The organism is Mycobacterium sp. E1214, from assembly GCF_001666755.1.
Lineage (GTDB): Bacteria > Actinomycetota > Actinomycetes > Mycobacteriales > Mycobacteriaceae > Mycobacterium.
Genome location: NZ_LZJC01000090.1, coordinates 1 through 18,810, shown reverse-complemented (window position 1 = coordinate 18,810; position 18,810 = coordinate 1). Strand labels below are relative to the sequence as shown.

17 protein-coding genes and 1 pseudogene are annotated in these 18,810 nt (G+C 70.9%); 9 read left to right on the top strand and 9 right to left on the bottom strand.

From position 1 onward, the window contains the following. Positions 1 to 196: 196 nt before the first annotated feature. Positions 197 to 889: an SDR family oxidoreductase gene (locus A5700_RS12305; RefSeq protein ID WP_068073958.1), complete on the bottom strand. Its 693-nt coding sequence runs from the start codon at positions 887 to 889 to the stop codon at positions 197 to 199. Positions 890 to 974: 85 nt separating this feature from the next. On the opposite strand from A5700_RS12305, the gene A5700_RS12300 reads away from it, so the two are divergent. After that, positions 975 to 1,562 (top strand): CGNR zinc finger domain-containing protein, encoded by a 588-nt coding sequence (locus A5700_RS12300; protein ID WP_231973912.1) that lies wholly within the window; start codon positions 975 to 977, stop codon positions 1,560 to 1,562. Here the strand turns inward: A5700_RS12300 and A5700_RS12295 are convergent, their stop codons facing one another. The 4 genes from A5700_RS12295 to A5700_RS12280 all read right to left on the bottom strand — a co-directional run bounded on the left by A5700_RS12295 (position 1,563) and on the right by A5700_RS12280 (position 6,202). Then, complete coding sequence (locus tag A5700_RS12295) at positions 1,563 to 2,339, bottom strand: DUF2127 domain-containing protein (protein ID WP_068073960.1); 777 nt, start codon at positions 2,337 to 2,339, stop codon at positions 1,563 to 1,565. It abuts the gene before it with no gap. 58 nt (positions 2,340 to 2,397) lie between these two features. Beyond that, positions 2,398 to 3,804, bottom strand: a complete 1,407-nt coding sequence (locus A5700_RS12290; RefSeq protein ID WP_068073962.1) for an MmgE/PrpD family protein — start codon at positions 3,802 to 3,804, stop codon at positions 2,398 to 2,400. Between the two features lie 96 nt (positions 3,805 to 3,900). Beyond that, positions 3,901 to 4,854, bottom strand: coding sequence for a LysR family transcriptional regulator (locus A5700_RS12285; RefSeq protein WP_068073964.1), 954 nt, complete (start codon positions 4,852 to 4,854; stop codon positions 3,901 to 3,903). 520 nt (positions 4,855 to 5,374) lie between these two features. Then, positions 5,375 to 6,202 carry a helix-turn-helix domain-containing protein gene (locus A5700_RS12280; protein WP_068073966.1) on the bottom strand — a complete coding sequence of 276 codons (828 nt, stop codon included), beginning with the start codon at positions 6,200 to 6,202 and terminating at the stop codon, positions 5,375 to 5,377. A gap of 173 nt (positions 6,203 to 6,375) precedes the next feature. Here A5700_RS12280 and A5700_RS12275 point away from each other — a divergent pair, with 173 nt between their 5' ends. The 4 genes from A5700_RS12275 (at position 6,376) to A5700_RS12260 (ending at position 10,009) form a co-directional block, all read left to right on the top strand. After that, positions 6,376 to 6,786 (top strand): nuclear transport factor 2 family protein, encoded by a 411-nt coding sequence (locus A5700_RS12275; RefSeq protein WP_068073968.1) that lies wholly within the window; start codon positions 6,376 to 6,378, stop codon positions 6,784 to 6,786. Further along, complete coding sequence (locus A5700_RS12270) at positions 6,783 to 7,601, top strand: SDR family NAD(P)-dependent oxidoreductase (protein WP_068073970.1); 819 nt, start codon at positions 6,783 to 6,785, stop codon at positions 7,599 to 7,601. The genes A5700_RS12275 and A5700_RS12270 overlap by 4 nt, the downstream gene beginning before the upstream one ends. A 246-nt stretch (positions 7,602 to 7,847) precedes the next feature. Next, positions 7,848 to 9,134, top strand: coding sequence for a sodium:proton exchanger (locus A5700_RS12265; RefSeq protein WP_068073972.1), 1,287 nt, complete (start codon positions 7,848 to 7,850; stop codon positions 9,132 to 9,134). A gap of 35 nt (positions 9,135 to 9,169) precedes the next feature. Then, a complete protein-coding gene (locus tag A5700_RS12260; protein ID WP_068073974.1) occupies positions 9,170 to 10,009 on the top strand; it encodes an SDR family oxidoreductase in 840 nt (279 codons plus the stop codon). Between the two features lie 6 nt (positions 10,010 to 10,015). Here A5700_RS12260 and A5700_RS12255 read toward each other — a convergent pair whose 3' ends face one another. The 3 genes from A5700_RS12255 to A5700_RS12245 all read right to left on the bottom strand — a co-directional run bounded on the left by A5700_RS12255 (position 10,016) and on the right by A5700_RS12245 (position 13,749). Further along, positions 10,016 to 11,791, bottom strand: a complete 1,776-nt coding sequence (locus A5700_RS12255) for a SulP family inorganic anion transporter (protein WP_068073976.1) — start codon at positions 11,789 to 11,791, stop codon at positions 10,016 to 10,018. Between the two features lie 16 nt (positions 11,792 to 11,807). Next, positions 11,808 to 12,893 (bottom strand): sulfate ABC transporter substrate-binding protein, encoded by a 1,086-nt coding sequence (locus A5700_RS12250; protein WP_068073978.1) that lies wholly within the window; start codon positions 12,891 to 12,893, stop codon positions 11,808 to 11,810. A gap of 268 nt (positions 12,894 to 13,161) precedes the next feature. Then, on the bottom strand, positions 13,162 to 13,749 hold the full coding sequence (locus A5700_RS12245; protein ID WP_082959791.1) for a TetR/AcrR family transcriptional regulator: 588 nt from the start codon (positions 13,747 to 13,749) through the stop codon (positions 13,162 to 13,164). Positions 13,750 to 13,928: 179 nt separating this feature from the next. Between A5700_RS12245 and A5700_RS12240 the strand changes: the two genes are divergently transcribed. Beyond that, positions 13,929 to 14,495, top strand: a complete 567-nt coding sequence (locus A5700_RS12240; protein WP_068073982.1) for a pyridoxamine 5'-phosphate oxidase family protein — start codon at positions 13,929 to 13,931, stop codon at positions 14,493 to 14,495. Here the strand turns inward: A5700_RS12240 and A5700_RS12235 are convergent. Then, positions 14,483 to 14,953, bottom strand: coding sequence for an SRPBCC family protein (locus A5700_RS12235; protein WP_068073984.1), 471 nt, complete (start codon positions 14,951 to 14,953; stop codon positions 14,483 to 14,485). The two genes, A5700_RS12240 and A5700_RS12235, sit on opposite strands and share 13 nt — an antisense overlap. 166 nt (positions 14,954 to 15,119) lie before the next feature. On the opposite strand from A5700_RS12235, the gene A5700_RS12230 reads away from it, so the two are divergent. The 3 genes and pseudogenes from A5700_RS12230 to A5700_RS12220 all read left to right on the top strand — a co-directional run. Beyond that, entirely contained in the window at positions 15,120 to 15,332 is a 213-nt protein-coding gene (locus A5700_RS12230; protein ID WP_068204774.1) for a heavy-metal-associated domain-containing protein, read from the top strand. Continuing rightward, on the top strand, positions 15,329 to 17,581 hold the full coding sequence (locus A5700_RS12225) for a cation-translocating P-type ATPase (RefSeq protein ID WP_068204772.1): 2,253 nt from the start codon (positions 15,329 to 15,331) through the stop codon (positions 17,579 to 17,581). The genes A5700_RS12230 and A5700_RS12225 overlap by 4 nt, the downstream gene beginning before the upstream one ends. A gap of 127 nt (positions 17,582 to 17,708) precedes the next feature. Next, positions 17,709 to 18,755: pseudogene (locus A5700_RS12220) on the top strand (alpha/beta hydrolase); the annotation flags it as partial. Positions 18,756 to 18,810 lie beyond the last annotated feature (55 nt).

The window sequence follows — 18,810 nt, the reverse complement described above, 5'->3', positions numbered from 1 at the left end:
CGCCCGCCCGCGCCGGGGGCAGGTGACTTAAGACCCGCTCGGTCGAGGACTTTCGGCCATAGCGCCGGCGCCGCCACGATGGCAGCCTCATACCGCGGTCTGTCCGAAGTGCGGCAAGTCCACCATTGGGCGTGGCACCGCAAGGCCGGCCGGCCCCGCACGGGGTTTCACTTCGGACAGACCGCTTCCAGGCGACTCAGCCGAACCGCAGAGCCTCGACGGGTCCGGACAGCGCGGACTTGACGTGGCGGGTGATGTCGTCCGCGAGAACCTCGACGTCGCCGCGCTCGAGGCCGTCGACGATGGCTCGGGCGACGTCACGCGGGTCGTTCTTGGGGACGTCGAAATCGGCCGCCATCTCGGTGTCGGTGAGGGCCAAGTGCACGCCCGTCACCTGGGTGCCCTGCTTCTCCAGTTCGATGCGCAACGAGTTCGTGGCCGACCACAGCGCCGCCTTGGACGCGCCGTAGCCGCCGGAACCGCCCAGCCAGGACAGCACCGACAGGATGTCGACCAGCGCACCGCCGCCGTTGTCGGCCAGGATCGGCGCGAACGCCTTCGCGATTCGCAGCGCCCCGATGTAGTTGGTCTCGAAGATTTCGCGCACCTCGTCGAGGTCGCTGTCGAGCAACGCCATGGCGCCCGAGACCCCGGCGTTGTTGACGACGATCTCGGCGTCGGCGGCGGTGGCCGCCAACGTGGCGACGGACTCTTCCTTCGTGACGTCCAGCTCCACGCTCACCACCCGCGGGTCCGCGCTGGGCTTCGGTGACCGCGCCGTGGCGTACACCTTGGCCGCGCCGCGGGCCACGAACTCCTCCACGATGGCCTTGCCCAGCCCGCGCTGTCCGCCCGTGACCACGACTGTCGCTCCCTTGACGTTGACCATGTCCCGACCTCCTTGACTTAAGTGAAACCGTTTGAGTTCTGTCAACATAGTTGACGTGTGCGACATAGGCAAGTAAGTTTTAGCTATGTCTATTCCGTGGCCTGCCTCACAGCGGTTCGGTCTGGTCGCCGCCCCCGGCGGCCTCGGCCTGGTCCAGGACTTCCTCAATACGGCCGGCATCGAGGGCTACGGTCCAGACCTGTTGTTCGACGCGGCGCTGGCGCGCGACTGGGCGGCGGCCGCGGTGGGCGCCTGGGCGGCGCTGCGCGGCGCGGACCCGCAGCCGCCCGCGCTCGGGGAGGCGGACCTGGCCAGACTCCGAGAGGTGCGCGCGACCATCGCGCAGCTGGTGACGGCCCAACCCCCGGCCGGCCGGGGCGCCGGTTCCGTGACCGCCGCGCTGTTCGTGTCCGACGAGGGCGAGGTGCGGTTGGAGCCCAGTGGCGCCGGGTGGCGGTGGCTCGCCTCGGCGCTATGGGGGGAGATCCTGCTGAGTCAGCACGCCGGCACCTGGCGGCGGATCAAGCGGTGCCACAACGATCGCTGTGGGTCGACCTTCTACGACCGCTCGAAGAACAACAGCGGAGTCTGGCACGACGTCAGAACCTGCGGCAACGCCGCCAACCTGCGCGCCTCGCGGGCGCGCCGGCGCTCCCGGGGCGCACCGGCCTGACTACTGGCTCGACGCGGGCGTCGCCGCGGCCCGTTCGACGTCGAGCAACTGCTCGCCGCGGCGCTCCTCGTCGTAGGCCTTGCGGCCGCCGCGCAGCCCAAACAGCCGCTTGGAGATCAGCAGGTAGACCACGGCGGCGACGTTGATGCTGAACGTGACCACGCGGGTCATCGTGATTCCCTTGAGCAGATCGTGGACCTCCAGCGGCAGAAACACCGACGTCGCGATCACCGCGAAGTACTCGCCCCAGCGTTTCAGCATCCACAGGCCGACGCCCTCGATCACCTCGATCAGCGCGTAGGCGGTCAGCGCCAGCGTCATCAGCGTCAGCGTGGACGGTTTGGTGGCCAGCGCCTTTTCCAGTTCGTGCACCGCCGTCATCTGGTCGACCTTGAAGCCGCTGGCCCGCAGCAGCGGCAGGTCCCGGTCGAGCGTGGCCTGGATGGACCCGCGCGCTCCCCGGAACTTCCATATCGCATACGCGGCGATGCCGATCAGCACCGCGCGCAGGAAGCGCTCGGCCCCGAGAACCCGGATGATGATCGCCTGGCGTAACGCCTTACCGCGCATGATCAACGGGGCGTCATCGGCGGGGCCGCGGCCGTCGGGCTCGCCGAGGGTGTACTCCCCGCAGCGCAGGCACCGCCAGACCGGGCCCAGACCGGTACGGCCGCTCAGCCGGTCGGCGAGGGCCGCGTCGTCGGGGGCATAGGTGACGTGCCCCCGCAGCCCGCAGGTGGCCAACTCCCACCGGTTGCCGCCCCGATCGTTGCGCATGGCCCCCGATCATTCAGTGCGGGCGGCGACGCACGCAAGGCCGCGCGGCGGCGGGCGGTCAGAACCGCACCCTGCTGCGCGCCCCACGGGCGGTCGGACTGACCGCCCCCAGCGGGCCAATGAGGTTCGTGATCGGGCCCTCGTCAAGGTGGTCGACCGCGACGACGATCGCGGCGCCCAGCGCGTCGTCACAGAACGGCTCGGCCAGCCAGCGGAACTTGTCCACCACCCGCTCCCACGGCATCGGCCTGGTGGGTGAGCCCTCGTAGTCCGACTGCTCGCGGGTGAACTCCCGCCCGTCGCGGGTGACGACGCGCACCCGGGCGGCCGTGCGCTGGGGGTAGTCCGCCGTCAGATCCGCGGCGGCGGTGACGGCGACCCGGTCCAGCAACTCCTGCACGTCGTCTCGCGAAACGCGTTCTGTTTCAAGCTGTTCGGGGCCGACACCGCCGTCAAGCAGGGTGACCGCGCTCAGGTACCTCAGGTTGTAGTCGGCCTGTTCCTTGGTGCGCGGCCGGTCCTTCGGGCCGTAAGCGCCCCCGCCGGCGAAATCGTAGGCACCCTGGAACACCTCCAGGTCGACCCGCTCGACGTCCTCACCGCGCAACCCGTTCTCGTCGCGCAATGCCAGGATCGCGTCGATGACGATCTGGCCGTGGATGAGCGAGCAGTACTGCTTGAGATAGGTCTGCTCGACGCACGTCAGTCCGCGGTCGGCCGTGTGGAAATCGATCGGCTGGTCGAAGAGCTGGACCAAACCGTGCGGGCCGTCGAACAGTGACGCCGGGCCGGTGATGCCGCGGGCGGCCAGCATGGTGGCGTAGATGGCCCGCATGCCGGTGATCGCCGGCGAGATGCCCTTCCAGTTCGACACGGGTTCGGAATGCACGGCGGCCAGCGACACGTTGTCCACGGACGCGGCCGCGATCGCGTCGGCCGTCCGCTCGACGTCCAGCCCCAACAGCTTCGCCGTGCCGGCCGCGACCGACATCGACAGCTGCAGAGCGTGATTGAGTCCGCGCGCCATCACCGGGACCTGGGCGCTGAAGCGGCACTGCACCTCGTAGGCGACCGCGAGGGCCAGCAGGAAGTCGGCACCGCTGGCGCCGACGTGCTCGGCGACCGCCAGGATCGCCCCGAAATTGTCGGCGGGGTGGCACAACCCGCCGACGGTCAGGTAGGTGTCCAGCAGGTCGGGGTAGCGCACCAGCACCGCGTTGAAGAACGCGGCCTGGTCCACCGACGCCCGGTCGCCTCCGACCAGCGTCGCCGTCGGGACGCCGCTGAATTGGTCGGTGTGCTCCCGGATGGTCCCGATGAGTTCGCCGTTGAGCGAGCCGACGGCGCAGGCGACGCTGTCGAGCACGTTGCGTTTGAGCGTCGCGCGGGCGCGGGGCGGCAGGTCCGCCTGCTCGGCGCCGACGACGAAGCCGGCCAAATCGTGTAGGACGTCGCGGTGCGCCATGAACGGTCGTCTCCTTCACCAGGTGGTCACCCCAGGAAAGGTCGGCGCCGAGTCGGTGTCCAGGACCGGTTGGTTACGTGTGTGAGGCCGCGCTTCTCACCGCTGCTCGGGGCCGTCGAGCTCGCCGCGGTGGGGATCATCGGCCGGGATCCACCACGGCTGCGCCGGGGCCGTCCGCCAACCGCGGTGCCGCGCCGCGTCCAGCAGCGCGTTCACGAGCTGGTGCACGCCGGGCCGGTCGTCGGCGTGGCGGTGCACCAGGGACCAGGTCCACAACGGCAGCGGCTCGGCGACGGGACGCTGGCCGAGGCTGGGCGGTATGGGTGCGTTGTGCCGCTTCGGCGACGCCAGCACGGGCGCGCCGATCCGGCGCACGTGCCCGTAGAAGGCGTCCCCGGTGATGCCGCCGTCACCGATGCGCTCGACCCGCGCGCCCGTGTCGCCCGCGAACTGCCCGGCGAAGCGGTTCCACGACGACCACGCGTTCTCGTCGGCATCGAGGAGCACCGTAACGTCCTGTGCGCGAACGGCTTCCGCCGAGCCGGCGCCGGGCAGCACGGCGTGTAGCGGTTCGGCGCGCACCAGGTGCGCGGCCAGGCTCCGCTGCCGGGCCTGCGGCGCGGTCACCCAGGTGAGCGCAGCGTCCAGCGTGCCTTCCGCGACCCGGTCGGCCTGCGCGTGCGAGGGCAGCACCCACTCGTCGATGCGTATCGACACGGCGGGGCCGACCACCGCGCCGATGTCGTCGGGCAGCCAGCTGACGTAACCCAGCCGCACGGGAGCGCTGTCGGCGGCAGCGCGCTGCAGCCGGCGCTTGGCGTCGTCGGCCAGGGCCAGGATGGCGCGCGCGTCGGGCAGCAGCGTGCGGCCCGCCTCGCTGAGCCGGACACCGCGGCGGTCCCGCCGGAACAGCTCGGCGCCCACTTCTCGTTCCAGCGCGATGATCTGTTGGGACAGGGCCGGTCCGGAGATCGGGATGCGCTTGGCGGCCCGCCCGAAGTGCAGCTCCTCGGCGACCGCCACGAAGTAGCGCAGCTGCCGCAGTTCCATGCGGCGAGTTTAGGCCGCGCGACGTGGGTGTGGAATCAACGCTTACCAGTCGTCGCAGATCCGTCGTGGACAAGCGGCCCCCGCGGCGGATTGGCTTGGCGGACAACCACCCACCGAAAGGAGGCAGGCCGATGCGACTGCCGTTGTTGGCACCGCCCGATCTGAGCGCCGCGCAGCGAGCACTCTATGACGACATGCGCACCGTCATTGACGGCGAGTTCGGCCAATTCGTCGCGGTCCGCGGCGACGGCGCGTTGCTCGGCCCGTTCAACGCGTGGCAACACTTTCCCGATTTCGGTTGTGCTGCTTGGGCTTTCAACCGTTCACTGTGGGACCACGCCCAACTGCCCGCTACGATCCATCAGTTGGTCGCGCTGGTCACCGTGTCGCGCTTTGGCGCCGGCTACGCGATCTATGGTCACGAGTACTTCGCCCACCGCGCCGGCCTCTCGAAGGCCAAGATCGCCACGATCGCCGCGGGCCTGCGGCCCGCTGATCTGACGGAAGAGGAGCGGGTGGCCTACGACATGGCCGCCGTGTGGTCGGTGAGTCGCTGGCCGATCGCCTTGACCTGCCGCGAGCTGAGGGGGCACAGCGGGTGCACGGCCAGCATCAGGGCCGCGTGGCCGCGGCGATCGAAGACCGGCGCCGCGATGGTGACCACGGGCTGCTTGCGCCGTCCCGGGTTGTCGTCGGAGAGGAAGCCGATGGTGGTGAACTCGACGAGCAGCTGATCCCTGATGTGGCGCACCGGTGTCGGCATGTCGTTGCTGTCCAAGGTGCCGACCGCCTGAACCGCCTGCGCCACCGCGGGCGTCGTCCAATCGACGTCGAAGCCGCGCTCGCGGGTGTTCTGCAATACCTGTTGCAGGCGCCGCACGCGGTCCGGGTTGGTGCCCGCGCCGCGCCGGATCCAGGCCCGTTGTTCCTCGTCGGTGTCCCACGCGGCGAGCGCGACGCCGAACGGCGGCGCGTAGGGGATGCGATCACCCGGGATGCCGGAGGGCTGCGTGGCGGTCTCGCCCTCGAACGCGGTGACCGCCAACGAATCACCGAAGCGCTCCACCACCGAGCACGGGTAGTTGACCTCGCCCGAGAGCCGCAGCGCGGCGGCGCGGGCGGCGTGGGTCAGCGGCCGTGCCGTGTCGGTCCGCGCGGCCACCACGGCGAGCGCGGGCCCCAACGCAAAGGTCTTGGTGATCGGATCGCGGCTGGCCCACCCCCGATCGCACAGCGTCTTGAGGATCGCGTGCGCCGTCGCCTGCGTCAGATCGAGCTCCCGCACCACGTCGGAGAACCGGATGGGGCGGTTCGCGCACCGCGCGAGGAGCTCGACCACGTCGAGCACCCGGGTGGTCGGCGCCGACGTCGCTCCGCGAATTGCTTGACTCCCTCAGCGCGCGATTCCTACAGTCAACACGAACATTCGAGATGCTATATCGATTATTCGAGAAAGATGGCGGTATCGCGCGTGCGGCTAGATCACCGATTCCCGATCGACGCGACGCTGTGGGCCGCGCAGTGAGTGAAGCCGAGGACCGGCAAGACATCGCCGACCTGCTGGTGCGCTACGCCACCGGCATCGATCGGCGTGACTGGGCGCTGTTTCGCACCGTCTTCACCCACGACTGCGAACTGGACTACGGCGAGATCGGCGCGTGGCACGGGGTGGACGCCGTCACCGAGTTCATGGACACGACGCACGCCCCGGCGGGACACACGCTGCACCGCCTGACCAACCAGGTCATCGCGGTCGACGGCGACGACGGCTCGGCGCGCACCTACGTCGACGCCGTGATCATGTTCGGGGATAACCAATCCGGCGTCAACGCGTGCGGCTTCTACGACGACGAGGTGGTGCGCACCGCCGAGGGCTGGCGCGTCGCGCGACGCCGGTTCACCTCGGTGCGCGTCGCCGCCTTCGGCGCATGACGTTCGCGAGCAAGTACGGCCCTTGGGCGGTGGTCGCCGGTGCCTCGGACGGCGTCGGCGCGGCGTTCGCCACCGGCCTGGCCGAACGCGGCGTCAACGTCGTCCTGGTGGCGCGCCGGCAGGCGGTCCTCGACGGCGTGGCGGCCGAGATCGAGGCGACCACGTCGGCGGCCACCCGGACCCTGGCCGTCGACCTGGCGCGGCCGGGCGCGGCGGCGGCCGTGGCGGCGGTGACCGCCGACCTCGACGTCGGATTCCTGGTGTATTGCGCGGGCGCGGACCCGCATTTTGCGCCGTTTTTGGCCAGTCCGATCGAGGCCGCCGAGGCGATGGTGCAGCGCAACTGCATGGTGTTGACGCAGCTGTGCCATCACTTCGCCGGGCCGATGGTCGACCGGGGCCGCGGGGGCGTCGTCATCTTCGGCTCGGGCGCCGGTCTGGCCGGCGGGCCCAACATGGTGGCCTACGGCGCGTCCAAGGCTTTCAACATGGTGTTCGCCGAGGCCCTGTGGGCGGAACTGCACGACAAGGGCGTCGACGTGGTGGGCCTGATCCTGGGCAAGACGAACACCCCCGCCCTTCGAGCGCTCGAATACGCGCGCGGGCAGATCGCGTCACCCGAGGACGCCCCGGCCGGCGCTGCCACGATCGACGAGGTGATCGCGGAGGCGTTCGACAACCTCGGCAACGGGCCCACCGTGCTGGTCGGCGAGACGATGCGCGCGGCCGCGCAGCTGTTGGCCTCGCTGAGCCGCAACCAAGCCGTCGCATTGTTCACCCAAGCCGCCGCGGCCGCCATGGGTCCCGACGTCTAGGGCACCCGCCCGCGCCGCCGGCCGTCGAAGTGATCGGGGTGGTAAATGGTTTGCCGAAGTTGTCGATCAGGCAGTCCTAACTTTTCGTCTAGGGCCGCATAGCCAGCAAAGACGGACGGCGGCATCCCCGCGCTTCGTCGCACCGGCACGTTGCTGGCGCGCGGGTTACGCGGGTAACTTGAGGTGGCGGTAGGCAGGCGCCCGCCGAAACCCCGTGACCCGATCGCCACCCCTTTCCACCAAAGGATGACGATGCTCGCCACCGACAGGCCTCCCGCCGCCCCCTCGACGACCGCGCGCACGCGCCGTCGCACCCTGGCCAGGTCGGCGGTGATCACCGCGGCGTTCGTGGTCCCGGCCGCCGTCATCCGCGTCCTCGGCCTGCACCCCGACCCGCTGATCGCCCTGCTGGTGTTCGGGGCCGCGGTGGTGTCCGCGAGCTTCCTTTTGGCGTGGGCCGCCGAGGCCGCGCAGATCGACGTCGCCGGCGGCCTGGCGACCGCGGTGCTCGCGCTGATCGCCGTGCTGCCCGAGTACGCCGTCGACCTCTACTACGCGTACGTGTCGGGCCACAACGCCGGCTACACCCAGTACGCCGCGGCGAACATGACCGGCTCCAACCGGCTGTTGATGGGTTTGGGCTGGCCCGTCGTGGTGTTGGTCAGCATCGTCGTGGCCCGCAAGGGCGGCGCCAAGGCGACCCTCCTGGAACTGGAGACGACCAACCGGGTGGAACTCGGCTTCCTGCTGGTGGCCGGGGTGGTCGCGTTCGCCATCCCGGCGGGCGGCGCCATCCACCTCGGCCTCGGCCTGGCGTTGTTGGGGTGGTTCGGGTTCTACCTCTACAAGCTCAGCCACGGCGACGTCGAGGAACCGGACCTGATCGGCACCGCCGCCGCCATCGGCGAGCTCCCCGACCGCGGGCGGCGCGCCACCGTGATCGGTTTGTTCCTCACCGCCGGCGCCGTCATTCTGCTGTGCGCCAAGCCCTTCGCCGACAACCTCGTGGGCGCCGGCACCGAGCTGGGCATCGACCGGTTCCTCCTGGTCCAATGGCTCGCGCCGTTGGCGTCGGAGGCGCCCGAATTCATCGTGGCCACCATCTTCGCGGCCCGCGGCAAGGGCACGGCCGCCATCGCGACGCTGATCTCGTCGAAGGTCAACCAGTGGACGCTGCTCATCGGGTCGCTGCCGGTAGCTCACCTGATCGGCGGCGGCGGCCCCGCCCTGGTCCTCGACCCGCGCCAGGTCGAGGAGGTGCTGTTGACCGCGACGCAGACACTCATGGGTGTGGCCCTCATTCTCGGCTTGCGTTTCCACCGGGCGACGGCGTGGGCCCTGCTCGGCCTGTTCGTCGTCCAGTTCCCCCTCGCCTCGACGCACGGACGGCTCATCCTGTGTGGCGTGTACGCGGTGGTCGCGGTCGCCGGGCTGCTCGTCAATCGCCGCCATGTGCTGGCGACCGTCAAGGCCCCGTTCGTCGGCACCGCTCTGCGTCACAGCGGTCACCCGCACCACGACGAGCCCGAATGACGGCCGCCGCGCGCCGAAGGGATACCGTCGGTGGCATGAGTCGAGTGTCGGTGATCACAGGCGGCGCGGGTGGCATGGGCCTGGCGACGGCCAAAGTCGTCGGTCGCGACCACACGGTGGTCCTCTACGACGTCAGGGCGGACCGGCTGCGCGCCGCGGCGGACGCCCTGCACGCGCTGGACATCACGCCGACCGTCGTCCACGGTGACGTCACCGACGGACAGGCGGTCGCCGCCTTGTTCGACACCGCCGCCGCGTTGGGCACGCTCGCGTCGGTCATCCACACCGCCGGGGTAAGCCCCAGCATGGGCTCCGCCGAGTACGTGTTGCGGACCAACGCGCTGGGGACCGCGCAGGTCAACGAGCGGTTCTATGAGGTGGCCGGTGAGGGTTCCGTCATCGTCAACGTGGCGTCCATGGCGGCGCACCTGTTGCCCGCCGAAATGATTCCCACCGCGCAGTTTCCGCTGGCGCTGCGCGAGGCCGAGGACTTCATGGACGCGCTGCTGGCGGCGTGTGCGGTCGCGCCCGAGGAGGCCCGATCCGGGCTCGCCTACGCGCTGAGCAAGAGCTTCGTCCGGTGGTACAGCCAGGCGCAGGCGGAGCGGTTCAATGCCCGCGGGCTGCGGATCGTCTCGGTGTCACCGGGCTCGGTCGACACCGAGATGGGCCGGCTCGAGGAGCGGGCCGGCGCCGGGGCGATGGTGGCCGACGCCGCCGTCCCCCGGTGGGGCAAGCCGGAGGAGATGGCCGAACTGCTCGCCTTCTGCGCCAGCGATAAAGCCGGGTACCTCACCGGCACCGACATCCTCAACGACGGCGGGGTGGTCGCCTCGATGACCGAGCGGGCCCGGGTGGCGGCCGCCGCGGGCTGACGGGCGTCAGACCAGGTAGTACAGCTCGGTGTGCGGCGCGAGTTCCGGCGCACCCGTGAACGGCGGTTTGAGTTTCAGCTCGGCGAGCTTGTTGTGCGCGTGGCGCACCGCCTTGAGGGTCGCGGAGTACTCCTCGTCCTCCTCGGGGAACACGTCGCCTGCGGGGAACCAGCTGTCGAAGCCGACGTTACGCAGCACGCCCAGCGTGTCGGGCCGCACGCCGGCGAGCAGAACGGTGATCCCGCGGGCGGTCTGCTCGCGCAGGAAGTGCTCGATCCGTTCGATGCACACCACGTCCGGGTGCCGGACCCGCTTGAGGCGCAGCACGACGTACTTGACGTCGTCGGTCACGATGCGGGTGGCGATGTCGGCGAGGTAGCGGTCCAGCTCCGGCGCGGCGCCGAAGAACAGCTCACCCTCGAGGTCGTAGATGACGATGGCGGGATCGGCCGGCTCCCCCGCAATGCGTTCGCGCACCACCCGTTCCGGGGTCACGATCAACTCCCGGGCCTTGAGCTTCGCCGCGCGCGGCACGAACAGCAGGATGGACAGCACCACGCCCAGCAGCACCGACTTGTCGAGGTCGATCGCAACGCCGGTGAAGGCCGTGACGGCCACCAGGCCGGCGTCGTAGCGGGAGGCCTTCACCGTGTAGATCAGCCGCTTCCAGTCCACCAGCCGCGCGGCGGTGACCAGCAGCAGCCCGGCCAGCGCCGGTTGCGGCACGTAGCGCAGCAGCGGCGCGAACAGCAGCAGCGCGGCGGCGACCGTCGCGGCCGAGACGATGCCGGAGAACCGGGTGCGGGCGCCGGACTGGAAGTTGATCGCCGATCGCGACAGCGAGCCCGATCCCGGCAGGCTCTGGAAGAAGCCGCCGGCGAGGTTGGCCAGGCCCTCCGCCATGATCTGGCGGTTGTAGTCGATCTGCTGCTGGGTCTGGTAGGCGATGGCCTTCGCGATCGACAGCGCCTCAATGATGCCCACGAACGCGATGGCCAGCGCGCCGGTGGACAGGTGCGGCAGCCAGGCGGTCTGGACGTCCGGAACGTGCGGGGTCGGCAGGCTGCGCGGAATCTTGGCGGCCACCGCGACGGCGGTGTGGCCGCTGCGGCCCGGCACGGACCAGCCCGCGAAGTAGGCGACGGCGCCGGTGACGACGAGCACCACGAGCATGTCGATCTGCGGCCACCCGAAGCGCTGCACCAACCTGCGCAGCAGCACCGCCAGGACGACCGCGCCGGCGCTGAGCGCCAGCGCGCGGTAGTTGTAGTGGTCGCCGTGGAACAGCGTCAGCCACACCCGCCGCAGCACCTGCATGTGGCCGTTGCCCTTGTCGCGGACCCCCAGGGCGTTGCCCAGCTGCCCGATGGCGAGCAGGAACGACGCGGCGGCCATGAAGCCGATGATCACCGACTCCGAGATGTAGCGGGTCAGGTTGCCGAGCTTGAACAGGCTGATCACGATCTGAAACGCCCCGACCAGCACTGCCAGCAGGAACAACCCCTCGAACAGTTCGGTGGTGTTCTCCGAGTCGAGGAAGGCGAGTGCGCTGAACACCAGCAGCGAGATGGCGCTGGTGGGGCCGTTGATCAGGTGTGACGACGACCCGAAAAGCGACGCGACGATCGTGACGACGATGGCCGAGTAGACGCCGAACCTCGGGTCGACACCCGCGATCAGCGCGTAGGCCATCGCCTGGGGGAACGAGATGGCGGCGACGGTGAGGCCGGCGATCAGGTCGTGCCGGCCTTTCACCGCGTCGTAGTTGATCGAGAGGGCCACGGGGTCCGTCTTTCCGCTAGATCCCCGCCGCCGCGGGCGACGCCGAGAGGGTGTCCAGGATGCCGTTCGTGCCGAAGAACTGCTCGCGCGCGTCGCTCCAGTCCTTGGCGATGGCGGTGATCGGGAACAGCGTCAGGGCGGGCAGCCGGTCGGCGTGCTTGGCCAGGATCTCCGGCTTGACGGGGCGGTAGCCGTACTGCGCCGCCTGCTCCTGCCCGTCGGCGGTGAACAGGTACTGCAGGTAGGCCTTGGCGTAGCCCGCCGTCTTGGCGTCGGAGAGGTTGGCATCGACCCACGCGACCGCCGGCTCGGCCAGGATGCTGACCGGCGGGTACACCAGTTCCAGCTCGTCCCTGTTGGCGGCGACCTCGCGCAGCGCCTCGTTCTCCCAGCTCAACTGCACGTCGCCGAGCTTGGCCAGGGTGAAGCTGTCACCGGCGCTGCGCGCCCCCGCGTCGGAGACGGCCACGTGGCGCAGCAACGTGCGCAGGTAGTCGGTCGCCTTGGCCTGGCTGCCGCCGCGGGTGGTGACCGAGCCCCAGGCCGCCAGGACGCTCAGCTGGCCGTTGCCGGAGCTGCGCGGGTTGGGCGTGACCACCGAGACGTCGCTCTTGACCAGGTCGGGCCAGTCGTGGATCGCCTTGGGATTGCCCTTGCGGACGACGAAGACGATGGTCGAGGTGTAGGGCACCGCGTTGTTGGGCAGCCGGCGCTGCCAGTCCGGGTTGATCAGGCCACGCTTGCTCAGGGTCGCGACGTCGCTGATCAGCGCCAGCGAGACGACGTTGGCTTTCTGCGTGCCGTCCAGCACGGTCTTGAGCTGACGGCCCGAGCCGCCGTGGGACTCCTTGATGTTCAGCGTGATCCCGGTGCGCGCCCGGTATTGCGCGACGAACTTCGCGTCGACGGCGGCGTACAGCTCGCGGGTGGGGTCGTAGGAGACGTTGAGGATTTCATTCGACCCGGCCGACGGCATGTTTTTGACGACGATCGCGGTGGTCGCGGCGACGACCGCCACGACGCCGAGGATGTTGAGCCAGGGCAACCGACGGCGCCGTCGGCCGGCGGGCGCCGACAGGCTAGGTGGTAGCAGCCTCACCACGCCGACCCCATCCCCGAGCGCCGATCGAAAAGAGCCATCCGGTCCGGTGACCGAACATTTTTAAGAATGTTAACGATCAGTCCACCGGCCGACAGCCCTGAAAATCAGCCTGACGGAAACGCGCGGCCGAGCAGCTGCCCCGTCTGGGTCGACGGGTGCAGCCGGCCGGCCGTCGTCGTACGGGTCGCGAGGCGCTGGGTCATGGCGCTCCTTCGCCTCTCGGTGCCGGGCAGGACGTCCGAAGCAACGAGGGACGCCGCTCACCCGTTCAGTCGCGCAACCGCTCGAGGCCGGCGACGATCAGCCGCAACCCGAAGCCGAATTCCTCGGTCAAGGGCACCGGCAACTCGTCGGCGACGGCGACGGTCGCGGGATAACGGGTCGCGTCGAGGCGGTGGAACGCGGCCGCCAACTCGCCGTCGCGCTCGCCGGCGGTCGGCCCGGACTGCAACGCGAAGCCCAGCACGTAGCGGGCCAGGGTGGCGTAGGCGTGCGCCGCCGTCGCCCGGTCGAAACCGTTGGCGAGCAACACCGACAGGCACCGCTCGCGATGCGCCAGAGCGTTCGGCCCGATCGGGGTGTACTCCACCAGCAGCGGCGCGACGTTGCCGTGCCGACGCAGGGCCTCGAAAAGGTTCTGCGCCAAGGCCATACAGGCGTCCTGCCAGCGCGGCCCGGGCGTCACCTCCTCGGCCGCACCGAGGATGTGGTCGATCACCATGGACACCAGTTCCGAGCGGTTCGCGAAATGGCGGTACAGGGTGGCCGTGCCCGAGCCCAGCCGCTGGGCCAACGAGCGCATCGACAGCGCGTCGGCGCCCTGCTCGTCGACGATCTGCACGGCGGCGTCCAGCATCCGCTCGACCGCACGGGCGGGGCGGCCACGCCCGCGCGGCGCGGTCGGCCGGTCGGCGGCGGACGCGTCGTTCACTGCCGTCGATCCTTTGCCGTCTTGACACCCACCGCATTAATGGACACACTGTATCCGTATATATCCGCACCGGTCAAGGCCGTTGACAGCGAGGACCCTTCGTCATGCTTCTACCGTTGGCGGCTGCGCCGTTCACTGCCCCGACCGACCGCGACATGCTGCCCTCCGAACGACGGGAGTTCGTGCGCACGCACCGCACCTGCGTCTTCGGCTACCGCCGCCGCAGCGACGGGCCGGCGATGTCGATCGTCTACTACATCCCCACCGACACCGGCGAGTTGTTGGTTTCCACGATGGCCGGCCGCGGCAAAGCCCGGGTCGTCCAGCGCGACGGCAAGGTGAGCCTTTGCGTGCTCGACGAGCGGTGGCCGTTCGCGTACCTGCAGGTCTACGCGGACGCGACCCTCGACGAAGACCCCGCGCTGGCGGTCGACGTGATGATGGCAGTCGCCGGCCGCATGTCCGGGCAACCGCTGGGTGACGAGGCGCGGCCCCACATCCAGGAAATGTCGGAGCGGGAGAACCGCGTCGTCATCCGGTGCCGGCCGTACGCCAGCTACGCGACGCCGCCCCGGCACCTGCACCGCAACGACCAGGTCGACACGCTGAGCCACTGGGTGTCCGGCGTGGTCCCCTGGGACGCCCCCGACCCGGGCGATCAGCCGGCGTAGCGGTCGCGCAGCTTGGTCAGCGTCGCCTCGATGCCCGCGGCGTTGAACTTGCGGGCGCCGATCAGGGTGTAGTACTTCAGCCTGTTCTTGATCTTCCCGGCGTCGCGGAAGTCGAAGGTCTCGGTGACCCTGGTCAGGCCGGGCGCGACCGGCTCGAACTCCCAGCGCCAGCGGTGGCCCACCGGGTGCCGCCACTCGACGACCTCGTGGGGCTTGAGCGCGGTCACGGTGCTGGTGATGCGGTACGGCACGCCGAGCACCTTCATGCTGGTCGAAAACCGCGACCCCACCACGAGCTTGTCGGGCATCACGATGTTGTCGCGGACGGTGCCGGACCCGTCCAACTCGCGGTGGCGGCGCGGGTCGGCGGCCCAGGCATACAGCTCGGCGGCCGGCGCGGCCACCTCCACCGATCGGCTCACCTGGCGCGGCCCCGCGTCGACGACTGTCACCGTCATGGCGCCTCCTTCCCCGCTTCCGGCAGCGTAATGCGGCGACCGGGCCGGACGGCACCCCGCCCGGCCGCTGCCGCGGGGCTGCCCCGCGGCGCCGCGGACCGGTCCCCGCCGCATCCGGCGACCGGGCAGAATGGAGGGGTTGGGGGCGGGTCAGCAAAGGAGTGTCATGGCGACGAGCGAATACCGGGTGAGCGGGATGAGCTGCGCGCACTGCGAGGCCGCCGTCCGGCGCGAGGTCGCCCAGATTCCCGGCGTCGGCGGCGTCGAGGTGGACGCCGACACCGGCCGGCTCGTCGTCACCAGCGCGGCGCCCGTCGCCGCGGCGGCGGTGCTCGGGGCGGTCGACGAGGCGGGCTACGAGGCCGTCCTGGTCGCATGAGTGCGGCCCGACCCGATTCGCCGGCCGCGCCGCCGCACATCGAGCTGGCCATCAGCGGGATGACGTGCGCGGCCTGCGCCGCGCGGATCGAGAAGAAGCTGAACCGGCTCGACGGGGTGGCCGCCACCGTCAACTACGCGACGGAGAAGGCCGCTGTCGCCGTCCCGGCCGGTTACGACCCGGCGGCGCTCGTCGCCGAGGTCGAGAAGGCCGGTTACGGCGCGGTCGTCGCGGCGCGCGCCCGCCGCGCCGCGGCGGCCGATGACGCGGACCTGACGTCGCTGCGCACCCGGCTCGTCGGCACCGCGCTGCTCGCGGCCCCGGTGATCGCCGTCGCGATGATTCCCGCCCTGCAGTTCCGCTACTGGCAGTGGGCGTCGCTGATTCTGACTGTGCCGGTCGTCGCGTGGGGTGGGCGCCCCTTTCACGCCGCCGCCTGGACCAACCTCCGGCACGGCACCGCCACCATGGACACCCTGATCTCGATCGGCACCCTGTCGGCGTTCCTGTGGTCCCTGTACGCGCTGGTGCTCGGCACCGCCGGCCGGCCCGGCCTGCGGCACGGCTTCGATCTGACCGTGCGGCGCGGCGACGGCGCCGCCCACGTCTACCTCGAGGTGGCGGCCGGCGTGACCCTGTTCGTGCTGGCGGGCCGCTACGCCGAGCGGCGCTCCAGGCGGGCGGCCGGCGCCGCGCTGCAGGCGCTGCTCGAGCTCGGCGCCCGCGACGTCGCGGTGCTGCGCGACGGCGCCGAGATCCGCATCCCCACCGAGCAGCTCGCCGTCGGTGACGAGTTCGTCGTCCGGCCCGGCGAGAAGATCGCGACCGACGGGATCGTCGTGTGGGGCTCCTCGGCCGTCGACGCCTCCCTGATGACCGGCGAATCGGTTCCGGTCGAGGTGGGCGCGGGTGACGCCGTCACCGGCGCCACCGTAAACGCCGGCGGTCGCCTGGTGGTCCGCGCGACCCGGGTCGGGAACGCCACCCGACTGGCGCAGCTGGCCCGGCTGGTCGAGCAGGCGCAGTCGGGCAAGGCCCGCGTGCAGCGCCTCGCCGACCGTGTCGCCGCGGTGTTCGTGCCGGTCGTGCTGGCCCTGGCCGCCGTGACGCTGGCGGGGTGGCTCGCCGCGGGCTCGTCGTTCGCCATGGCGCTGACGGCGGCAGTGTCCGTGCTGATCATCGCCTGTCCCTGCGCGCTCGGGCTCGCCACCCCGACCGCCCTGCTGGTCGGCGCCGGCCGGGCCGCGCAGCTTGGCGTGCTCATCAAGGGGCCCGAGGCGGTGGAGTCGACCCGGGCGATCGAGACGATCCTGCTCGACAAGACCGGCACGGTCACCACCGGAACCATGACCCTCGTCGCCGTGTCGGTCGCCGCCGACACCGACCGGGCCACCGTCCTGCGTTACGCCGGCGCCTTGGAGGACGCCTCCGAACACCCCCTGGCGCGGGCCATCGCGCGGGCCGCCGGTGCCGAGATCGGCCGCCTGCCTGCCGCGGCGGACTTCACGGCGGTCGGCGGCTACGGGGTGCGGGGCACCGTCGACGGCCACGCGGTCGTCCTCGGGCGCCCCGCCTTGCTGGCCGAGGGCGGCCTGCGCCCGGACGCCGCGCTGACGGCGGCCGCCGCCCGCGCCGAGGGGGACGGCCACACGGCCGTCGCCGTCGGATGGGACGGCCGGGTGCGCGGTGTGCTGGCGCTGGCGGACGCGGTCAAGCCCACCAGCGCCGAGGCCGTGTGGCACTTCACGCGGCTCGGCCTGACGCCCGTGCTGCTGACCGGTGACAATCCGACCGTCGCGCGTCGCGTCGCCGCGCAGGTCGGCATTCACGACGTGATCGCCGGCGCCACGCCGAGCGACAAGGTCGCCGCCGTGCGGCGCCTGCAAGCCGACGGCAGGGTTGTCGCCATGGTCGGTGACGGCGTCAACGACGCCGCGGCCCTGGCGGCGGCCGACCTGGGGCTGGCCATGGGCGCCGGCTCCGACGTGGCCATCGCGGCCGCCGACCTGACCGTGGTGCGCGGTGACCTGCGCGCCGCGGTCGACGCCGTCCGGCTGTCCCGCCGCACCCTGACGACCATCAAGACAAACCTGTTCTGGGCGTTCGGCTACAACGTCGCCGCGTTGCCGCTCGCCGCGTCCGGGCTGCTCAACCCGATGCTCGCGGGTGCCGCGATGGCGGTGTCCAGCCTGTTCGTCGTCGGCAACAGCCTGCGGCTGCGCGGATTCCGCGGTATCGCCGAGCGCTGAACGGCGACCGCTCACACGCCGCGACGACGGGCGGGCGTGGCGCCCCGGTGTGGGATAGTTGTCCCGACCTTCGACACGACCACGGGTCCGACCCGCGCGGCCACCGATTCAGCAAAGGCAACGACCGTTGGACCAATTCTTCGGACGACTGTCTCTGCTGCACGGGTGGTTCCCCGCCACCGTGCAGGCAGTGACGGTGCTGGCGCTGCTCGTCGCAATCCGGTGGGGCGCTCGGCGCTGGCTCGCGCGGGTGCTGCCCGTGGCCGTGATCGCGGCCGTCGCGGTCACCGCCCTCTCCTACTGGTACATCACGTCGCTCGGCGTGGCCGGGGACCCCGCGCCGCCGGCGCTGTGGTTGTGGATCGCGATGAGCGGCCTGGCCGCCGCCGTGTTCCTGGTCGGCTGGCGCGGCGCGGGCTGGTGGCGTCGCGGGGTCGCGGTGGTGTCCGTCCCCTTGTGCGTCCTGTGCGCCGCGCTGGCGTTGAACGGCTGGGTCGGCTACTTCCCGACGGCGCTCGCCGCGTGGAACCAGCTGACCTCGGTCCCGCTACCCGACCAGATCGACCGGCTGCGGGTCACCGAGATGCAGGTCGCCGGCACCCGGCCGACCAAGGGCGTGGTGGTACCGGTCGACATCGACGACAACGCCTCCCATTTCCGGCACCGGCGCGAGTTGGTCTACCTGCCGCCCGGCTGGTTCAACAGCAACCCGCCGCCCCGGCTGCCCGCGGTCATGATGATCGGCTCGGCGTTCAACACCCCGGCCGACTGGCTGGGCCCCGGCGGCGCGTTCACCGCCATCGACACCTTCGCCGCCGCGCATCACGGGTTCTCCCCGGTGTTGGTCTTCGTCGACCCCACCGGTTCCTTCGACAACGACACCGAGTGCGTCAACGGCACCCGCGGCAACGCCGCCGACCACCTGAGCAAGGACGTCATCCCGTTCCTGGTGTCCAACTTCGGTGTCAGCCCCGACCGCGCCAACTGGGGTGTCGCCGGGTGGTCCATGGGCGGCACCTGCGCCGTCGACCTGGCCGTCATGCACCCGGAATTGTTCAGCGCGTTCGTCGACATCGCCGGTGACCGCAGCCCGAATGTCGGTCCCAAGGACGTGACCGTCGCCAAGCTGTACGGCGGAAACCAGGCCGCCTGGGCGGCGTTCGACCCGGGAACGTCGAACCACCCGGACAGGCCGGTGTAGCGGCCGTGGCGCGTCATGACGGTGATCG